This is a genomic window from Mesorhizobium sp. P2_D5 (assembly GCF_056404355.1).
The window spans coordinates 565306-584122 of the sequence record NZ_JBFUEE010000003.1 but is presented as its reverse complement, the minus strand read 5'-3'; the positions used below and the strand labels follow the sequence as shown (position 1 = coordinate 584122).

Below are 18817 nucleotides of genomic sequence, written 5' to 3'. Positions count from 1 at the left end.
TTAGGCGGCGACAGGCACTGCCGGCCTCTCGACTTTGACCCCATCAATCTCGACACGCTTTTTGCCGGCGCGTCGCGAGGCAAAGCGTTTGCCCCATTCATTGGTCCAGTTCTCCCATGCGTGGAAAGTCAGCGTTGCGACCGGGACGATACACAGTAACGATATTGCGAGCGCAAGCGCATAGGCCTGAAGTTCGCTGAGCCCTGAGTGCCTAAGCCGTCCGAACAACGGAAAAAGAGCAGCAATAATCGGACCATGCACTAGGTAGACCGAATAGCTGATATCGCCTAGCCATCTCGTTGCCGCGTTGACCAGCGGCTTGATGGGGAACAGGTAGAGCCCAACCAGCAGGCAAAAAAACATCGGCCCTTGCCAATAGATAGCCGGGCCAAATGGCACCCTACCCGTGACAATCACATAGAACTGAAGCGGCACGAACGCCAGCAGGACGGCGCCGATCGCCCGTCTATGGTTCCATTCGCCGGCAACCTGAACCACATGAAACGCGATGATTCCGAACATGAACATCGGCGCCAGGTCAAATATCGATTGACGAATGTAGATGCCCGGGTCTGCCACTAGATCCCCGATGACCGAGCGAAAGACCGTGGCCACGACGAGCGCAATGACAAGCGCTCGGATCGCCAAGGTTACACTTTTGGTCTTGGCGTAAATGAAGGGGAACACCAGGTAGAACGCCATCTCAACACCAATCGTCCAACCCGCAAAGATGATGGAGGTCTGGTAGCCACGGCCTGGGATGAAGTTGAAAATAAACGTCAGGTTCGCCAGGATCGTTTTGAGATTGTAGGGAAGGCCGGCCGGGTTCCACCAATACGAAAAGATTACGACGGCATAGAACAGCGGAGCTATCCGAAAAAACCTCCGCAGCATGAAGCCGAGATATGGCCTCTGTTCGTTGTCGTGCTTCGGCATTGTGAGACAGAGGGAAAAGGCGCTCACAAGGAAGAACAGATTGACGCCCATGACGCCGCTTCGGACTAATGTTTCCGGCCACCATGAAAGCACAAAGCGCGGATTGGGCATCAGCGCGACGTGAGCCATCACGACCCACAGGGCGGCTATACCACGCAGCGCGCTGAGGTAGGGGAAGCGATCCGACTTGCCCGGCGTCATTGTTTTTCCCAGATCGACCCCACCGCCAAACCGTGATGTCCCTGCCGTACATGGATTAGAATTTCGACGCAAGATCACCGCCGGGCGCTAATGCTCGATGTCGCGAAGGTCGGTGACGATGATGGTTTTGCCTGCGCCGTTCGCGCGCGCCCCCATGAAGCCGCCAAGGTATGGCCCGGTGAGCGCCACGGTGCCAAGGTTGGCACCGCTGACGAAGACTTGAAGGTTAGACGTACCGGCCGCAAGGATAAGCCGCCATTGGCGGGCCACACCGCTAAAATCCACGGCGTTAAGAGCGGTCGTTGCGTATGTGGCGGCGCCTGTCAACTGGTAGACGTTGACGAAGCCGGAGGCATCCAGTCCGACGCCGACTCCCATACGGGCTGTAAGGGGGCCAGCACCACCAGAGGCTACTGTCGTGACGCCGTACAGGATGAATTGAGTGTCCTTCGCCATGTTTGAGTTGAAGGTGATGTCGAGCCCACCCGCTGCAAAATGCGGCGAGATCAGGAGATCGTCTTCAATGAAGGCGCTGTCTGGACCGGCCCCATAGTGCGTAATCGTCTGCAAGGCGCGATCCCTCCAAAGGTCACGGCTTTGCGCACCTCCGACGAATGCCTTCTTGGTTCTCGTCCTTCTCGATCTAACGTAGCTAAGGCCGAGGGAGGCTGTCCCGCCACCGGATGCCATGGTGAGCAGATGGAGCCCAACGGGAACGTCCCGCGCGATGCACACTTCGTGATCATGCACAAAGTCACCGCCAAAAGCGGCTGTCGACAGTTGGTTGATACCACCGACCGACACTTGATCCCAAGCGACGTCAACACCGTTCTTGCCGCCAGTCCAGATGGGATAGGCGATGCAGATGTCTAACCCCGGCACGTCGACGCGCACCGCAACCTTGAGGCTCTTGGCGTGGTCTATGGCGTCCGAGATTAACTGGAAGCCTGTCCGTGTGGCCGGCGCAGGGAGGGGCGCATTCGCTGGATCGATGGTAACGGCTCCCTCGATGGTCGATATAAACTGTTCAGGACCAGCAAGACCAGCATGAGGATGCAAGAAGGGGGTCGCCATCTGTAAGCCAATAGCCCGATAGGTGATTACCGTGGGGTGGCATCCATCCGGCACAAGGTCCGACACGCGGTAGCGGCCAGTGCGCACCCATGAGTTGATCATGTCGTAAACCTCGATGAGAGGCGCATCGGTAGCCAGTGCCACGTCCCGCATGATCTGAACGTAGTTCTTCAGTCGGTTTGCCTTGTCGGGCGTCCCCAAGGCGGCAATAGCAAACATCGGATTGGGCGTCTGCAGGATCGGAATTTTGCCGTACTTGATGCAAGCATTGACAAATGCCAGCAGGTTTTTCCGATACTGATCCGGTGTGGTTGGAGGTATGTTCTGGCAGTCATTGATGCAGTGATTACAGATGACGATCTCCGCAGTGCTGACGGCCATCTTGGCTTCGAATGTTGAGCCGGAACCATCGGTGCCCTCAAGCATCTGCTGTGAACGGGAACCGCTGACCGCACGATTGGTGACCGTAACGGCAGAGCTAAAATAGTAATCCCGCAGCACGGATTGCAGCTTGTCCGGGGCGGGCTGTGGAGTAATCCCTCCAAGACCGCTGTCAACACCGAGCATAGTGCTGTCCCCAAAGCACTCAATCTGTGTGGACACGCCGTTCCACATGTCAACGGCCTTTGCCGCCAGCGCGGCCTTTGCGCCGCCGTAGGCAAGCAAAATGTTATTGTCCACATAGGCTTTGACGCTTTGCTGTGTGGGCACTTTTTGATCGCTGTTTGAGTGCATGTCATATTCATCGACGATGTCAGATTTCAGCACCGGATCGGCATCCCCCGTAATGCTGAGGCTGGTAGTGCCGATGACTGGGTCGACAGTGTTAAACTGGTACGTTTTCGCGCCGTTCCCCGACCCCAGTTGCACGTAGACAGTGGTCCCCTTCTGCATAGTCCGCGACGTGCGCGCGTCAGCTGCGCGGTACCATACGCCTTCGCTGGCCGTGTAGATGCCATTGGTTGATTGGTCCGATTGGTTCGTCACCAGCACCCGGTCGCCGACCTCGGTCAGCACGCCGTCGATGGTCTTCAGACCCGACAAGTTGATGTTGGCTGTGGTTGCCAGGCGCACCGGTTCGCGCTCGCCGGTCAACAGGCGAACGGCGGCAGTTGCAGGTCGGGCCATAAGGCTTGCTCCATGAAAAAAGCCTCGCGAAAGCGAGGCTGTGAAAGTTGCGGATTGTGTGGCGGTTTAAATGCGGCCTGGCCCTGCTTTGAAACAGCCTGGCCCGGAATTACCGTGCCAGTGTGCACTCAAGTCCGTTCGGCCGTCATTGTGTGCAGGCGGGAAGGCGAGGCAGGCGCCGAAATGAGAAACGTCGGCCGCAGACGCAATTAGCATGCGCTTAATTAGTTCCGGAAAATTTTAACGAATCGTTGACCGCGCTGTCCCAGAATAGGACGGCGCGGTCAACCCCAACCGGACTGCGCCGGCGGCTCCGGCATACAGCGCCCCCCGCACTGTCGGAGCCGCTACTTACACTCCCTAATATACCAGCGATGGTTGAATCAACTGTTACCGCACGTGCTTTCCACGGCCCTTTCCCGATCGTTAAACTTTGATGGAACGCCGGGATTGGCTTGCCACAGCGGTCCCAGAGCCGTTGAACCGGACGCAGAGGAATTGCGGTGACACTGCGCCTTGCGCAGGGCTGTCGGCCGGCCGGTGGGCGGCGAGGCATGCCTGGATCGGATTGCCGGGCAAACTGGAAAGCCCGCGAAATCCGGAAAACGAGTCAGGTGGCGAAAAGAAACCGTGCACAGTCACCGTATTTGCGCCAACGAATATGGTCTGGTCCCATCTCATCCAAAAGAGGTAGCTTGCAACGCGGTGGCGGACCCGCAATCAGCTTTGGCAAGACGCTCGGCGGCACACGGCAGCAAGCACTGGCCGCCGAAAGGCACAACCGCTACGGAATTAAGCCTACCTAAAGCGCAAAAGCCATCGACATAGCGCAACGAGGTGCCCTTCTGCAGGCGCGAGCGGTGCGACTACAGTGACGGTGCACTTCCCTGTTCGTCTGGCTGCCACTGCGGGTAGGTTGAACGTAGAGGGAGGGAGGATGGCGGCGAAAAGGTGGTGCACTGTCAGCACAATTCCGCGCAATTTGCCGGCTCAGCCCATCCCGCGATGTTTGCACAACTGTCTCTGTCTCTGTCGCTTGCGCGAGGCCGGACCCTGACACACCTGCCGACCACACATTACTCTTGAAGCAGCGGCAGAACCTTTTCGTCCAGGAATTTGAGACGCCTACCCAACATTTCCGCGTTGGCGGGATTCGCCGGAACATTGACAGGAATCAGCTTCGCAACGGACTTCCCCTTCCGAGCGGCTTCAACCCATTCTTCCATGGCGCCAATGTATCCATCCAGCGCCGCATACGGAGTTCTAACGTCGTCGCCTGGCATGTAAGCTGGAGGCACATCACCCACGATCACCCATATCCATGCGGGTACATCTGGCCTTCCAGGCAATATCTCGAAGAGAAAAATGTATACTATGCCCTCGGCACCATATCCAAAATACTCCGCCTTGATATTCTTCCCCCACTCAAAAAATTCAATGTATTCACGGGCCTCGCCAAGGGCAGTGTTAAAATTGTCGTCCGCGTCCGGATCGTCCGCCGCAAGCGGCAAGCGACTGACCTTGCTGAGATCTGGGGCGATTGCATTCATACTCCGTCTCCACCAATCAAGTTCTTCTTGCGCCATCGCCTCTTAGCCCAGCGCGCAAAATCTCAGCATCTTGATGATGCCTTATATGGTCGTCTCGGGAACGAGGCTTCGCATTCAATACGTGATCTCCCCCACCATCGGCCAGCGGTAGATCATGGGAAACGTCCATAAGACGAAACTAACTCAGCTCCGATTCTTTCGGCTCATCAGGCATCTTGGCACGCTTCCACGGCGAGGTTTTTGTATCGCGCCAAGCATGCCAGCCCAACGGCAAATCCGCCAACTGCGCAACAGTTTGATCAAGCTCTACCACCTCGACCAAGGCCACCAAAATTAGGTCATCTTGATCAATCTCAGCCTCACTTCCATAGAATTGCCACGACTCGTCATCGTCATCATGTGATACATACGCAATCCAACCTGCACTACTGAATACTTTCCGAGTAGATATGACGGCCAAATTTTTTTTGTCTTTGAACTTCCAGCTGCCCATCTCATTACCTATTTGTTTGATTTGTCCAAATTCTCAAACCTGGCGAGAATCTGGAGATTTTTGTAGCTATTTGATCCAGGTGATTTCGTCTTGTCGGCAGGATTAACTGGATCTATGTGATCAATATGCGCTTCATTTTTGGGAGGAGTAACACCTCTCCTACTTTGATTTGGTGCAGTTACCTCTATTCCGCTCTTATCTGATCTTAGATAACCACCGTTGATTTTCATGTTTTCCTTAAATATGGCTATTCTCTGCTTCTTTGTTGGTTTGTTGCCTGGAGCAACGTTGGGAGGATCCTCCAAATGTGCATACGGCCTCCTTATTTCGTCTGCCTTGCCAGTCGAAACCGGAATCTCTTCTGTACTAGTTGTCGAGATAGAGCCCGGCCCATTATCCGGAGCGATATCGGGTTTAGCAATGCTGGAGCGCTCGGCGAGCCTTGCCAACACCTGGCTGCCAATTGCACTAAGCCCTTCGGCAAGGACATTGCCGCTGGCACCCCAAAGCGCGCCATTGGCAATCCCCCAGGGGATACTCCCGCCAGTGTTGTAGGCGGATGCGCCGCCGTAAGCGCCACCCGCCGCGCCCCCAGCGGCGGTTCGGGCGGCAAAGCCAGTCAAGCCACTCTCCGTCGCCGCGCCAATCCCTGCCCAGCCCAGCAAAGCGGTTACGCCCTTCGCCAGGCCATATCCGGTCAAGCCGGCGCCGAGGGCCTCTGCCGCCCAACGGGCTGAGCCGGCCCGGTCCTCGGCATCCTCGGTCCGGGTCTGCTCCTTTTTGAGAAGGTCCTCGTAGCTCCCACCCGACAAAGCGGAATCGAGCCCGGCGGAGATCGCGTCCGCACCGCCGGCGGTCCCGCCCTTAGCGGTGAGGCGACCGACATCCCCGAATGCCAAGCCGAACTGCTGCAACAGCGGCATGGTGCTGTACTGGGCTCGGGCCGGATGTTCGCCGATCCAGGCCAGTCCGTTCTTCAGCTCGGCAAGCTGGGCTTCCAACAACTCTGGCGTGATGTTCGAATCCTGGGCCGCCCTGGCTCGCCATTGGGCTTGCGCCGCCAAGGAAATCTGTTCAGCCACCGCCTTGCGCGCGCCCGGGTCGCGAACCGCCAGGACAATCGCACTCAACTCCGCAAAACGCTTCTCGAACGGAACGCTTGGGTCGATGTATTGCGTGGCTCGTTGGCTCGAAACTGCCCGGGGCAGGGGAAGTTTTCTGTCGAAACCCAACTCTTGCTGCGCAGCGAGGGCCCAAGTCACGGCAGCCTGGAAATCCTCAGGCGTCGAGACCTTGCTCCAGTCGGGGGCCGGCCCCGGGAACATCTGGCTGACGTAGTCGACAGGGTCGTCGCGCCTGGCGCCCAGCACCAATTGCGCCGCGCCAGCCTTAATCTCGTATTGCTCGCGCTGTTCCGGCGAGCCATCAGGACCTGGCTCAAAATCCCGAAGCTCGGCATGGATCGCCTGGTTTGGCGCACGGCGCATTTTGAAGAATGCTTCGGCGAGGGCGGTCGTTAGATTGAAGATTTGGAAACGGGCCGCGCCCTCGCCTGCGCCGTAGATGTTGACGAAATCCTGTGCGGTTGGTTTCTCCTCGGGATATTGACCCGTGCTGGCGATGACCGCCGGCGCATTCTGCTCTGCGAGTTGCACCTTGGCGCGGGCATCGACCAACTGCGCGGTGGTCGCCGTGTTGGCCTGATCGAGTAGCGCGGCAACATCGCCTGGCGCCAAATAGGTAATGGCGTCGAGCGATACGGCGGCTATCTGGCCATCCAGCGGTGTCGAGTTGGTTGCGCCAACGGCCTCGGCGCTGTCGTCCTTGGTCCGGCCTCCAGCCTGCGCCGTGCCTAGCATCTCGGCAGCGCGCTTCGGATCCTGCGCGATCATCGCTTGGACCAACGCCTTGGCCGTGTTGCTGCGCCAGGCCACTTCCGCCGCTTGCCGGGCGAGCGGGTTGCCGATCTTGGCGATCAGGTCAAGCCCGCTCTGCCGGATCGCTTCGAAACTTCCGATGTCGTTCGGATTGCTCTTTGCGATCGCGCTGGTCGAGATGTTGTCGACCTCGGTCAACTCGGCCAGTTCATAATCATCACGCCGCGCTTGCTGCCTTGCGGCCATGCGCAGCGAGCCGGGCGCGCGCATCGCCTCCTTCTGGCTGGCGAAAGCGGCGCGCTGGCTCTCGGGCATGGTCGGCAAGGCATCGTCGAACAGCGTGTCGAACAGGCCTGGTTTGACCACGCGGCCGGTGCGCGGATCGACCTGGCCGTACATGGCGTCATGCAGGCCTGCGCCGTCGGCCGGCGCATTGGCCGTCACCTCGTCTTCCGCCTGCGCGATGCGGCCGTTGAAGCGGCGGCGCGCGATCTCGGCGTCGAACGCGTCCTGCCGCTCCTTCATCTGCCGGTAGCGCTCGGCGACGGCGGAAAGCTCGTCGCCAAAACCCTGCATCGCCCGGCCGACCGGCGATCCCTGCGGGTATTGCACCGCATTGCCGGTCTCGAGCCGGCGCTGGGCTATTTGGAGAGGAATGGTCGCCATCAGTAGAGACCCCCGGTGGAAAAGCCGCCCGGTGGCGGCGGGAAGGCGCCCTTGCCGAAGGTCACCGCCTTGGTCGGGTCGTAGAGGCCGGAGAGGCCCGATCCGAGGCTGCGGCCGGCGTTGAAGATCGACGCCGCCACCGCCTGCTTGCCGGAAAAGCGCGAAATGGCACCTTGCGTGCCGAGATTGTTCTGGCGCAGCAGCGCGCTGTACTGGATCGCCTTGAGGTCGAGCTGGCCCTGCCCGGCGTTGGCCGCCAGCACCTCGGCCGGCGAGCCGGCCATGCCGACGCCGGAAGCGCCGGCCTGGGCGCGCGCCTGCGCCTGCAGGAGATCCTGCCTGTGGCGCTCCTGGCCCTGTTCGAAGGCGGCGCTTTGCGCGTCGGCCCGCGCCTGCTGCTCGTAGGCCCTGGCTTGGGCGTCGGCCATCTGCTTCGATTGCCGGCCCTCGGCCAGCGCGCCGCCGACCGAAAGAGCGGTGCCGAGAAGAGCGAGTGTGCACATGGTTCAGCCTCGTTCGCCCAAGGGTTTGGTTGCGGGAAGGAATTGGCTCTTGACGCCCTCGGGGCGCCTGACGTCGGGGGGCCTGACCTCGACGCGCTTGACCGGCGCGCCGAGCGCCGGGCGCGGGTCGAGCGCGCCGCCGGGGCTGAGGAAGGTCAGCAGGAGCCTGTCGGCCTGCAGCGCCGGCCGGCTGAGCCGGGCGGGTGCTGCGGCACGCGGCCCGGCCATGGCAGTGCGGCGGGTGGTGGTCAGGTTCACCTTCAAATCGGCGACGCCGGCGGCGTCGAACAGGCCGTTGGCGGTGGAAATGGCGCGGACGAGCGCATCGGCCTCGAACAATTGCTGGCGCAGCTCTTCGACCAGCCGGTGGACGCAGCGCCAGCGCTCGCCAAGCAGGGCCGCCCTCGCCGTGATCTCGTCGCCAAGCGCTGCGATGTCGGCGCGGGCTTCGCTCTGCGCGACCTCCGCGCGGCGCTTGCCGGCGGTGTCGATGGTCTTTTCCAAGAGCGCGATTGCCGCGTTGCAGTCGTCGAGCGCGGCACGCGCGGCGGCAAGGTCGCCATCGCCGAACACCGCGCGGTCCTCGGCTTGCGCCAGCTCGGCTCTGCGGCGACGCGCGTCGTTGAGGTCGGTGTCGAGCAAGGCGATGACGGCAGCGAATTCGGCAGCCGTCCGCGCCCTGCCGAGTTGCTCGGCATGGGGGGATGTCATGGGGTGGGTCCTTTTGGGGGAGTGAGGGGGCGATCCGCGAAGCGGAAAGGATCAACGCCGACGGGACAGCACCCCCCTCTGGCCTGCCGGCCATCTCCCCCGCAAGGAGGGAGATTGGCAGTTCAGACGTTGCCGCTGCGCCTACAACGTTGGCGATTGGCGAAGGCAGGGGTGCCGTCTGATCTCCCCCCTTGCGGGGGAGATGGCCGGCAGGCCAGAGGGGGGTGGGCGGGAATGCAGCCTTCGGCTTGCGCCTCGCCGCTAAGGCTCCGCGTCGAACACCGGCGTGAAGGCGCGGATGGTGCAGGGTGTCGGGTTGACGTGGCGGATCCTCACCCTTCCCTGCCCTTCCCAGCTGTCGTCGATCGGCACCTCGACATTGCCGGTGAACAGCGTTGCCCCGCCGTCCGGCGCGACGATCGAGGGCATCCGCACCGGCTCCCAGCGGCCGCGCATGAGCGACTGCACTTCGAGCCCCGTTGTGTCGGTCTCGAGCAGCGACAGGATCGCTTTCGCCACCTTCTTGCGGCGGCCGATGATCGAGCCGTCGCGGCCGCCGACATCGAGCTCCAGCGTGTCGGCGCCCGCCGCATAGGGCAGGCCGAGCTGCCATTTGGCGGATGCGGCCGACCCAGGCGGCAAGGTCACGGTGCCGCCGCTGCTGACCGTCAGGCCGCGATAGACCTTTGCGCCGGCCAGCACATCGACGGACTGGCCGGCGAGATGTAGCGCGCCGCCCACCGTGGTCACCGCCGCGCCGGAGTAGGTCAGGCCGCAATCGACCTCGAAGGCGTCGGCGATAGCGCCATACTCGAAGGGCGCGGTCTTGATCTCGATGAAGCGCCTGGTCGCGCCGCCAATGGTGCGCTTGACGACCAGCCAGAGATCGTCGTTGCCGTTCTGGCCGGGCGTCACCACGGCACTTTCGACAATCGCCCGTCCCAATCCGCCGAAGTCGCCGCCCAGGCGATGCCGGTGCATGCCTCGGACTTCCTGCGATGGCTGATGGGTATAACCGCCAAGCTCGCCATTGCCGAGCGGGAACCACAGCAGGGGATCAGGGTCGGTCTGGAAGGCCAGTTCGACCACGCCAAGTTTCGGGATATGCTCGGAGATCTGGCCGACATCGTCGGAGGTGAAACGGCTCTGCGCAGTCTGCGTCAGCTCGGCGATCGATTTGCGCGAGCGCGTGACATAGAGAAACGACTGGCCGGCATCGACCGGGCGGATGCGGGCGCAGCCGAAGGTGCGCGAACGCCGGTTCTTGAACGAGGTCGGCGTCAGCGCCTCGTCGATGCCCGAGCCCGACAGGGCCCGCACGCCGCCCGACGTGCCAATCAGCAGCGCGCCGTCGGATTCGGCGATCCAGACGATGTCGTTGGCCTGGCCGCCGCCGGCCTGCACGAACTCCAGCGCGTCGTCGTCCTTCTCGCCGAGCGCGAAATTGTCGAAATCGCCGGTGGCCGAGGCATAGACCGAAAATTTCCGGCTGAAGGCCAGGCGTTCCTCATAGAGCGAGCCCGACTGGACGTACTTGCCGGGAACGAAGGTGCCGAGCCGCCAGCGGGTGATCGGGCCGAGGTCAGGCAGAGCGAAGCCATAAAGCTGGATGGTGACCACGGTGGTGCTGGTGCGGGCGATGATCTTGGCCCAACGCCAGCGCCCGTCCGAGCCGAACAGGCGGACAGCGCGGCCGACATCGCTGGCCTGGAACCCGGTGCCGCCATTGATGCCGACGGTGGAGGAGGCCGTCAGGTTGAACGGCGTCTGGCTGGCGGCGGCGCGATTGAAGGTCAGTTCGGCGAAGTCGACATCGGTGGCGCCGTCGATCGCCTTCCAGGTGAAGCGATGGTATTCAAATCCGGTCTTGTTGACGAACTCGTAGAAGCGGGTTTCACCGGCGTTCCAGGCGATCTCGCTGGTTCGGGTGTCGAGCGCCACCCATGTCGTGCCGTTGTTCGACCCTTCGAGCACCCAGTTCGTCGGCGTCCTGTCCTGGGTGCCGCCCGAGCGTGCGGTCAGCGTGTAGTTTTCGACGATGACCTGCGCGCCGCCGGCCGTGCGGTAGGTGACGGAACCGGTATCACCGACAGTGCCGACGTGGCTGACGCTGTCCTTGTCGAACACTTTCCACGCGTCCACGGACCCGCTAAAGCCCGACACCGTGCCGCTTGGCGCGGCGTTGGATGTCATCGGCGGCGTCAGCGAACCGTAGTCGGACGGGACCAGCGCCGTCGCATGGGCATTGATCGGGTCATAGGGACCGTCGAGGAACTGGTAGTCGCTCAGGGCCCATGCGGTCTGCGCGGTGCGCGTCAGCACCTTGGTCGGATAGGTCTCATGGGTGATCCACATCTGGTCCGCGGATTGCACGAACTGGAGGTTGAACAGGTCGGCCTCGAGATACGGCGTCACCACCTCGACCGTGCCGACGCGGGCGCCATAGGCGTACACGCGGATGTAGAGGTCGCCGAATTCGAGCGCGTAGGCCTGGTTGGCCGAAAAGATGAAGGGGATCAGCCGCGTCTTCTTCGTCGAAATCTTCACCTCGCCGGCAAAGTAGGTGCCGCCACGCTTGCGGATGCCGCCATGCGGCAGCGTGACGAAGTTCTCGCATTTGGCCAGTGCCGCCCGATAGAAATCGAGCGAGGCGCGTGCATGCAGGCGCGGCGAGATCTCGCCGCGGGTGAAGACGTCCTGGATCGGATAGAGCGTCGTCATCAGCGCATAGTCCTGCTGTCGCCGGGCGCAACCCTGTTGTCGCCGCGCTGGTGCGCCCAGGACGCGGTGTAGGACCGGCCGCCGCGCTGGATGGCGCTGGCGTTGAGTGCGGCGTCAAGCGCCCGGTCGTAGGCCGAGCGGGCAATGTCGATCATGCCCGACTTGTGGGTCAGCGGATGCGCGACCTTGATGGCAAGTGCCGCCACCAGCACTTCGGTGAACAGCGCGTCCCAGTCGTTCGGATCGGTGAGGTTGGCGACATAGCGGATCGCCAGCGGCCCGGGCTGATCGCTGTAGATCAAGTCGGCCTCCTGCCGCCACGAGACCGGCACGCCATCCGGTTCGCCATTGCGGGTCGGCGGCAGCGGCCGCAGGCAGTCGGCCGGCAACTCATAGGCGAAGTTCAAGCTGGACGCGTCGCCGCCGGTGTCCGAGCCCGCCACCGTGGCGCGCAGGATCGCGAACACCCAGGCATATTTGGTCAGCTCCGCCTCCCGCGTCAGGTCGAAATGCAGGTTGATGAGGCGTGCAGCCTTGACGTCCTGGTCGAGACTGTCGATCGGCGCCTCGTCGAGCACGGCAAGCGCCATGTTGGCGATATCGAGTGGGGTGATGGCCATGGGGTCAGCGCCTCCGTGAACGGGGTTGATGGGGATAGTTCGGGCATGAAAAAAGCCGCTGCGAAGCGGCTTGGGATTTTGTGTCGATGAAAGTTTGGAGCTGGCGGGCTATAGCCTGTCAGATTAGCCACTTGTGCCAAATCATGGTGGAGAACAACGCCAAGACGACGAGAGCACACCATACCAGCTGCAAGCCGAACAAGAGCAAACACCACCAGGCGAAACGATCGCCCCGGTCGGCCTGTCGCTTGAGAGCGCCATACTTTGCCCAACTCGAGATTGAATAGAGCATCGAGTACAGGGAATTGCCCCTTGGAGGGTCAGCCTCGATTTCCTCTCCGAGAAGATGGCCTCCGTACAATTGAAACGGCGCGGACAGGACAAGGCCTATGATGATGGCAGGAAAGAACCAGTTCAAATTAATATTCTCGCACCGCAGTAGACCGCCATTCTAGCTGCCCTCGGCAAGGAAACAGTTACGTCACCATTTACAATTCGACTATTCGTGCAGGGAGCGGGAGCTCGTCGCCCCCGCCCCTCGCCCGTTTGATCAGGCCTCGGTCGTCTTCAGCGCGATGAACGTCATCGCCTTCACGCTCGACGCGGTGCGGTCCCAGTTGGCCGCCAGCGCGAGTTCCGCATCGGTGGCGAATTCGCCGGCCGAGGCGGCGTCGAGGAAGCGGGTGCCGGGAACATGCGGCACGAAGTGGCGGCGGCCGACCATTTCGGTGACGCCGCCGCCATGGCCCTGGCGAGGCTTGCGGTCGAACTCCAGCGGCCCGCCCTCGGTGTTAACCGGCAACTCATTCCACAGGATCGCCTTGTCCTTGAACATGAACGCCGTGTAGACGCCGGCCACTACGGGAATGTCGTCGTCGACGACGGCGCGCAGCCCCATGTAATAGGGGATCAGCGGCCCGCCCTGCTGCGACGACGGCACATAGTCGATGAGGTCGGCGAGCTTCAGCGCCTTCATCTGCTTGGAGTGCATCCAGATCGTCTTGAACTTGTCGGCGCGGTCGCCCATCAGATAGGCGGCCTCGATGATGTCGGTGTCGACGATGGAGGCGCCGGTGCTGCGCACCAGATCGCTGCCGTCATTGGCGATGTTGTCGGCGACGACGCCTTTCAGGATGCCGAGCAAGGTCAGCTTGTTGGCGCGCTGCCAGTACTCGGTCTGCCGCTTGACGATCAGCTTCTGCGGATCGTCACCCGCCAGGATCGAGGTCAGGTCCGGAACGCCCCACGCCTGGGCACGGACATTGCGGGCGGCGACCTCGCGGCGCGAGCCGATCTTCTTCATCTCGATCGAATCGGCCGGATCGTCATTGACCGGCTCGGACGGGTCGTTGCCGAGATCCTTCCAGCCGGGCATGTCGACCGAGCGGCCGCCCATCGACAGTTTCGAGGCGATGGCCGGATCGGAAAACAGGATTCCGGCCTGGTAGATTTCGAGCGACTGGACATGTTCCTCGAACGCATATTGCGCATAGACGGAGGGAACGATCGCGTCCGCGATACGGGTGTAGGCATCTGCCATTTTTCTCTTCCTTTTGCGTTGGTTAGCGGTGATCTCTCAAAGTCAGCGAGGATTATTCGGCATCCACCGATCCGGGTTCTCACCGGCTTCGCGGGCCAGCCTCCGGGCACGGGCGGGGTCGCTTTTGACGAGGGCTGAAATCGCCGAAATGTTGCGTTCGCCGGCGGCGTTGCGCTTGAACGGATTGGCTCCGCTGAAAGCAGCGCCGCCGTCGATGGTGTCTTCCGTGAACATCGCCTCGCCGATGGCGTGGAACGCCTTGGCGATCTGCGGATCGGTCAGCGCCCCGTCAGGCAGAAGGATGCCCTTCGCCTTGTAGGCGTCGACCAGGCCGAGCTTCTTCATCGCCCGGTTGGCGACCTCGAGCTTCCGGCGAAAGCCGTCGCTGTCGGTCGGCCCCCAACCCCTGACAAGGTCGTCATGGGTGGCCTCGACCGAGCGGGCGAGCGCGATCTCCTGTGCTTTTGCCTGCTCGGCCATGTAGCCGACGAACTTGTCGTGATAGGCCTGCGCGGTCCTTGGCGAGGCACCGGCTTCGACCGCCCAGGCCTTGGACGCCTGGGCGAGTTCGTCCGAATAGGCGAAATTTTCCGGCAACCCTTCCGGGCGCCGGTACTCGACCTTTTCGGACGAGGTGACCGGACGCATCGCCTCGGGCAGCCGGGCATGAAACCGGTCCCAGTCTTCCCGGGATGCGTCGGGCTGGGGAATGCGCAGGCTCTCACCCTGCTGCCGCTCCAGCTCCGCATAGGATGTGAAAACCCGATCGAGGCTTTCAGGCTTGGTCCAGCCCTTGGTTTCAGCGAGCTTGCGGTTGCCTTCGGAAAGACCGTCAAACCAACTTTGGCCGACAGGCGCGGCGGACCCGTTGTCCGCACCGGCCGGTGACCGTGCCGGGTTGCCCGCCGGCTGCGCACGCGCCGCCACGGACCCGGCGTCTGCCAGATCTGTCATGTGATGTTCCTTTGTGAGGGGTTAGAAAAGAGCCGGCGGCAAAGCTGCCAATCTCCCTCCACGAGAGAAGAGATCGGCCGTCATCGCCGCTTGCGTCAATCGCCTATGTTTGTGGGCGCGCCTAGATATTATCCCCCCAGTTCTCCCACAGCACCGTAATCGTGCCGGTCACCGCGATCGTCCCGTCGGCATCGATATCGGTGCCGGTGGGCAAGGCGAGGTTGAGATAGAGATCGACCGGCGTGGCGGTGCCATCCAGAGTCGCGGCGGCGGCGATGTCGGCGGTCGAGGCGGTGGAGAGTGCCGCACCGGCGCCGTCGAGCGTGCGAGCGGTGGCGGCGAGCACATTGACCATGGTCGAGGCCAATGTCGCGCTCGATGCCGGCGCCGAGCCGAGCGACCAGGTGAGTGCTGCATTGTCGTTGACGGTCGCCGCGCGCGCCGTCAGCACGGCGAACTGCAATCTTGCCGTGCCGCCCTTGATGCGCACCTTGCCGTCGGCGAAGTCGAAGATCTTCTGGCTGGCATAGGCCAGCGCGTCCGTGACCGGCACCGGCATGGCACTGAACGAAAAGACGGTGCGGAAGGCGCCGCCCTGCCCTGATGTGACGGCTTTCAGGCCGGCTTTCGGCGGGGCAAGGCCGGCGTCGCGGGCGGCGGCGCGAACAAGTGTGCGGGGAAGACCTCGGGTCATTGGTATGTCTCCATTGTTTGAGTGAGGAGTGGTGCGCGCAGCGCATGGGAAGCCAATTGCTTGGCTTTCCAAACGACGAACGCCCGGAGCGATAGCGAAGGGCCGGGCGCAGCCAGGCCGAACCGGCAAAGGCTGAATCATTCTGACAAGGATCGGCGCTACCGCCTTGTTCGCATGAGGTGTTTTCGGGCCTCGATCCATCAACGCCCGAGAAACCCTGTCTTATATCGTGAGGCCTGGTGCCCCCGTTCCGCCGCAATGCGGCGGCACGTGGCGAGCGATAGGGATTTCAGGCATTCAAGGGAGACTTCATATGAACTTTCACAAAGCCATCGCCGCCTTGCTGATGACCGCAGCACTTGCAGGCTGCGCACAGACCGAAGGCCAGCAGAGAGCCGGAACCGGCGCGCTGATCGGCGGCGCCGGCGGTGCCCTTGTCGGCCAGGCCATTGGCGGCAACACCAAGAGCACGGTCATCGGCGCGGCCAGCGGCGCGCTGCTCGGCGCGGTCGTCGGCTCGGCCACCACCCCGCAACCGCAGCGCCGCGGCGAACAGATGTGCCGCTACCAGGACCGCGACGGCCGCATCTACACCGCGCCCTGCGACGACCGGTATTATAACGGCGATTATTGATCGTTAGCCCCTTCTCCCCGTTCAACGGGGGGAAGGTCCCGGTAGGGGGATGAGGGGCAGCGCCATGTTGCGAAATGCTGGCACCGCCCCTCACCTGCCTGCCGGCATCCTCTCCCCGTGAACGGGGAGAGGGACGCAGCTTGAGCGTTCCTACCCCTCCTCCGCCCTTGCCGCGTTCTCCAGCGCCACCAGCTGCGCCTCGTCCAGCGTCAGAAATCCCATGATGTGCTGCACCACTTCGGCGCGTGCGTTGCTGAGCGCGCTGTGCAGCTCGAAGCCGTTGGGTGTGCGGGTCCGCGCCATCCACTCGCCATAGGATGGGCGCCTGTAGTAGCCGACCGTCGCCGCGAGGTCGGCCAGCACCATCTCGCCGTCGGTGCCGGAAAACACCCTGAGATACGCCTTGGCCAGCGCCTCGCGTGCCTTGGTTGGGCCGCCTGCCTGCTCGGAATGGGCGAAGCGTTTGTGGCTCATGCGCCGCCACCCGCAGCGCCCCGACCACCCGCCGCTCCCGATGTTCCCTGTACACCTTCACCAGCCGGCCCGGCGTGTCCCTGCAGCATGCCTTGCAACCCGTCGAGCAGCCCGCTGTCGCGCGCCTGCACGGCCGCCGGCACGGCATCCTTGGCCGCCTTTCCGGCGCTGGCGATCGCCGCCATGCCGGCCTGAGCCTGGCTTGCCTTGGCGCGGGCATCGCGCAGGCTGTCGACCTCTTGCCTGCGGCGGAAAATGCGCTGCGGGCTGCGGCCGGCGCCCTGCACGATCTTGATCGCCTCGTCACTGTCGATGTTGTCCATCACGCCGGGATCGAACTGCGCCATCTGCATGGCCGTCGTCACCACCTGGATGGTGTCGCGCGCCTCGGCCGAGCGGCGCAGCACGTCAAGCGGGCCGGTGAAGGTCGGCCGCACGGCCTTGCCGGCGAGGCTCGCCGGCGGCAGGAATCGGCTGTCTTCGTCATAGAGCCCCTTGTCCTCGAGAATGCCGAGCTCGCGGTCGAGATTGGTGGCAAAGCCGGCCTGGATGATCGAGCCGGAGGGCCCGAGCAGCGCGCCCTTTTCTTCTTGCCTGATCAGCGCTTCGGTGGCCGTCATCTGCGGGTTCTGCACCAGTGTCTGGAACAGGTTGACGAACATCATGTCGCGGATCTCGTCGGCGCGGCTCTGAGCGTAGTTGAAGGCATAGGTCGGGTTCTGCCCGGTCGAGATCGGCGCGATCAGCGGCCTGCCATTGTCGTCGATCAGGCCGGGATAGTTCTCGCCGGGACTGAGCACAGGCACATAGTCGAGCCTGGCTTTCGAGGCGGTGGCCGGATCGGTGATCTGCTGCAGCGCGCGCAAGCCCGACCGGCGCACGGCGTTTTCCTCGCGCACGGTGGTCAGCGCCTCGATGGTCGGCGAGATGCCGTACGGATCGCCCTCGTAGCGGCGCCAGTTGAAGGTCGACACCGGGAAGGTGCGAAAGCCGCTTTCCCGCACGATCTCCTCCTCGTCCTCGATGACGTGGTAGGAGGCAAACGCCGTGTCGAGATACTGTGTGTGGTCGCCCAGCCTGTACATCTTGCGCTCGTCGCGCGGCTGGATGCACTGGACCAGCGAGATCTTGGTCTCGCATTTGGCCGGATCGTCGACCAGCATCTTGATGCGCACCGGCAGCTTTTCATAGCCGAGCAGCTGTGCGGCCTGCCGCGCGGTGCGCTCGTAGCGGCGGTGAAAGATGTCGACCTGGCCCCAGCGGTTGCGGCTGAGATAGCCTTCGACCACCGGGATCGAGGCATAGCGGATCAGCGTCGAGCCAAATCCTTCCTCGGCATAGAGATAGGCCGGGCCATAGCGCACGACATTGCGCAGGCAGGCCTGTGTCGCCGGCACGAAGTTCGAATTGGCGGAGTAGCGCAGCGAAAACAGGAAATCGCGCAGGGATTCCGCCCACTCCTTTTCCTCGTCGGTCTCCTCGTCGTTCATTTCGGCGGTCGACAGGCCGTGCCATTTTTCCGACTGCGGAATGATCAGGCTTTCGAGGCCTGCGGCAAGCCGGTTGGCGGCCGAGTTGATGGTGTTGGCGTAGACCCGCGCCCCCCGCCGCTCCTGCCGCTCGGCCTGCGAACCCGCCCCACCGCCGCGGCGGCCGCCCCATATGTCGGGCGCGTCGGGATCGCAGAACTCCGCCACCTGCTCCCACACCGCCTCATACTGGCTGCGCTCGCTCTCGAGCTCGGACTGGCGGGACAGGATATCGCGGGCACGGGAATCGGTCATGGGATGTCTCACTTGTTTGGCGCTGCGGGGCTGCCGATTGATTGGAAATGCAGAGGGACAGCACCCCCCTCTGTCCTGCCGGACATCTCCCCCGCAAGGGGGGAGATCGGACGTCGCGACCGCCTTCTCCAAGCGCGAACGTTGCAGGAAAAGTAAGGCCATGAAGCCGCCAATCTCCCCCCTTGCGGGGGAGATGTCCGGCAGGACAGAGGGGCTGTGAAGGATCGCCAGCCTCTCAATCGCCCCTGTCATCTTTT

15 protein-coding genes are annotated in these 18817 nt (G+C 62.8%); 1 reads left to right on the top strand and 14 read right to left on the bottom strand.

Features of this window, described 5'->3' with window-relative positions; translation table 11 throughout:
* From AC1DYW_RS16145 to AC1DYW_RS16090, 12 genes are all read right to left on the bottom strand, one after another.
* Entirely contained in the window at positions 1 to 1137 is a 1137-nt protein-coding gene (locus AC1DYW_RS16145; RefSeq protein ID WP_477226888.1) for an acyltransferase family protein, read from the bottom strand.
* Positions 1138 to 1224: 87 nt separating this feature from the next.
* Complete coding sequence (locus tag AC1DYW_RS16140; RefSeq protein ID WP_477226887.1) at positions 1225 to 3339, bottom strand: SGNH/GDSL hydrolase family protein; 2115 nt, start codon at positions 3337 to 3339, stop codon at positions 1225 to 1227.
* A gap of 1076 nt (positions 3340 to 4415) precedes the next feature.
* The gene (locus tag AC1DYW_RS16135) at positions 4416 to 4889 is read right to left on the bottom strand and encodes a hypothetical protein (RefSeq protein ID WP_477226886.1); all 474 of its coding nucleotides are present in this window, start codon (positions 4887 to 4889) and stop codon (positions 4416 to 4418) included.
* 178 nt (positions 4890 to 5067) lie between these two features.
* Complete coding sequence (locus tag AC1DYW_RS16130) at positions 5068 to 5382, bottom strand: hypothetical protein (protein ID WP_457155048.1); 315 nt, start codon at positions 5380 to 5382, stop codon at positions 5068 to 5070.
* 8 nt (positions 5383 to 5390) lie between these two features.
* Positions 5391 to 7925 (bottom strand): hypothetical protein, encoded by a 2535-nt coding sequence (locus tag AC1DYW_RS16125; RefSeq protein WP_477226885.1) that lies wholly within the window; start codon positions 7923 to 7925, stop codon positions 5391 to 5393.
* Positions 7925 to 8428, bottom strand: a complete 504-nt coding sequence (locus AC1DYW_RS16120) for a hypothetical protein (RefSeq protein WP_477226884.1) — start codon at positions 8426 to 8428, stop codon at positions 7925 to 7927. Before AC1DYW_RS16120 ends, AC1DYW_RS16125 begins: the two co-directional genes overlap by 1 nt.
* 3 nt (positions 8429 to 8431) lie before the next feature.
* Positions 8432 to 9139, bottom strand: a complete 708-nt coding sequence (locus AC1DYW_RS16115) for a hypothetical protein (protein WP_477226883.1) — start codon at positions 9137 to 9139, stop codon at positions 8432 to 8434.
* Between the two features lie 261 nt (positions 9140 to 9400).
* Positions 9401 to 11860, bottom strand: coding sequence for a phage tail protein (locus AC1DYW_RS16110; protein ID WP_477226882.1), 2460 nt, complete (start codon positions 11858 to 11860; stop codon positions 9401 to 9403).
* Positions 11860 to 12480, bottom strand: a complete 621-nt coding sequence (locus AC1DYW_RS16105; RefSeq protein WP_477226881.1) for a phage connector family protein — start codon at positions 12478 to 12480, stop codon at positions 11860 to 11862. The genes AC1DYW_RS16110 and AC1DYW_RS16105 overlap by 1 nt, the downstream gene beginning before the upstream one ends.
* A 550-nt stretch (positions 12481 to 13030) precedes the next feature.
* Positions 13031 to 14020 carry a Coat protein gene (locus AC1DYW_RS16100; protein ID WP_477226880.1) on the bottom strand — a complete coding sequence of 330 codons (990 nt, stop codon included), beginning with the start codon at positions 14018 to 14020 and terminating at the stop codon, positions 13031 to 13033.
* Positions 14021 to 14062: 42 nt separating this feature from the next.
* Positions 14063 to 14974, bottom strand: a complete 912-nt coding sequence (locus AC1DYW_RS16095; protein ID WP_477226879.1) for a hypothetical protein — start codon at positions 14972 to 14974, stop codon at positions 14063 to 14065.
* A gap of 121 nt (positions 14975 to 15095) precedes the next feature.
* Positions 15096 to 15668, bottom strand: coding sequence for a hypothetical protein (locus AC1DYW_RS16090; protein WP_477226878.1), 573 nt, complete (start codon positions 15666 to 15668; stop codon positions 15096 to 15098).
* A 313-nt stretch (positions 15669 to 15981) separates the two neighbouring features.
* On the opposite strand from AC1DYW_RS16090, the gene AC1DYW_RS16085 reads away from it, so the two are divergent.
* Positions 15982 to 16302 (top strand): YMGG-like glycine zipper-containing protein, encoded by a 321-nt coding sequence (locus tag AC1DYW_RS16085; protein ID WP_477226877.1) that lies wholly within the window; start codon positions 15982 to 15984, stop codon positions 16300 to 16302.
* A gap of 150 nt (positions 16303 to 16452) precedes the next feature.
* Here AC1DYW_RS16085 and AC1DYW_RS16080 read toward each other — a convergent pair whose 3' ends face one another.
* Together AC1DYW_RS16080 and AC1DYW_RS16075 are read right to left on the bottom strand one after the other, a co-directional pair.
* Positions 16453 to 16776, bottom strand: a complete 324-nt coding sequence (locus AC1DYW_RS16080) for a Bbp19 family protein (RefSeq protein ID WP_477226876.1) — start codon at positions 16774 to 16776, stop codon at positions 16453 to 16455.
* Complete coding sequence (locus AC1DYW_RS16075; RefSeq protein ID WP_477226875.1) at positions 16773 to 18560, bottom strand: portal protein; 1788 nt, start codon at positions 18558 to 18560, stop codon at positions 16773 to 16775. The genes AC1DYW_RS16080 and AC1DYW_RS16075 overlap by 4 nt, the downstream gene beginning before the upstream one ends.
* Between the last annotated feature and the right edge of the window lie 257 nt (positions 18561 to 18817).

Coding starts and splice junctions, on each gene's coding strand:
- AC1DYW_RS16115 (WP_477226883.1), bottom strand. CDS start 9,139: ATGACATCCCCCCATGCCGAGCAACTCGGCAGGGCGCGGACGGCTGCC.
- AC1DYW_RS16085 (WP_477226877.1), top strand. CDS start 15,982: ATGAACTTTCACAAAGCCATCGCCGCCTTGCTGATGACCGCAGCACTT.
- AC1DYW_RS16105 (WP_477226881.1), bottom strand. CDS start 12,480: ATGGCCATCACCCCACTCGATATCGCCAACATGGCGCTTGCCGTGCTC.
- AC1DYW_RS16125 (WP_477226885.1), bottom strand. CDS start 7,925: ATGGCGACCATTCCTCTCCAAATAGCCCAGCGCCGGCTCGAGACCGGC.
- AC1DYW_RS16145 (WP_477226888.1), bottom strand. CDS start 1,137: ATGACGCCGGGCAAGTCGGATCGCTTCCCCTACCTCAGCGCGCTGCGT.
- AC1DYW_RS16140 (WP_477226887.1), bottom strand. CDS start 3,339: ATGGCCCGACCTGCAACTGCCGCCGTTCGCCTGTTGACCGGCGAGCGC.
- AC1DYW_RS16110 (WP_477226882.1), bottom strand. CDS start 11,860: ATGACGACGCTCTATCCGATCCAGGACGTCTTCACCCGCGGCGAGATC.
- AC1DYW_RS16130 (WP_457155048.1), bottom strand. CDS start 5,382: ATGGGCAGCTGGAAGTTCAAAGACAAAAAAAATTTGGCCGTCATATCT.
- AC1DYW_RS16095 (WP_477226879.1), bottom strand. CDS start 14,974: ATGACAGATCTGGCAGACGCCGGGTCCGTGGCGGCGCGTGCGCAGCCG.
- AC1DYW_RS16100 (WP_477226880.1), bottom strand. CDS start 14,020: ATGGCAGATGCCTACACCCGTATCGCGGACGCGATCGTTCCCTCCGTC.
- AC1DYW_RS16090 (WP_477226878.1), bottom strand. CDS start 15,668: ATGACCCGAGGTCTTCCCCGCACACTTGTTCGCGCCGCCGCCCGCGAC.
- AC1DYW_RS16080 (WP_477226876.1), bottom strand. CDS start 16,776: ATGAGCCACAAACGCTTCGCCCATTCCGAGCAGGCAGGCGGCCCAACC.
- AC1DYW_RS16135 (WP_477226886.1), bottom strand. CDS start 4,889: ATGAATGCAATCGCCCCAGATCTCAGCAAGGTCAGTCGCTTGCCGCTT.
- AC1DYW_RS16120 (WP_477226884.1), bottom strand. CDS start 8,428: ATGTGCACACTCGCTCTTCTCGGCACCGCTCTTTCGGTCGGCGGCGCG.
- AC1DYW_RS16075 (WP_477226875.1), bottom strand. CDS start 18,560: ATGACCGATTCCCGTGCCCGCGATATCCTGTCCCGCCAGTCCGAGCTC.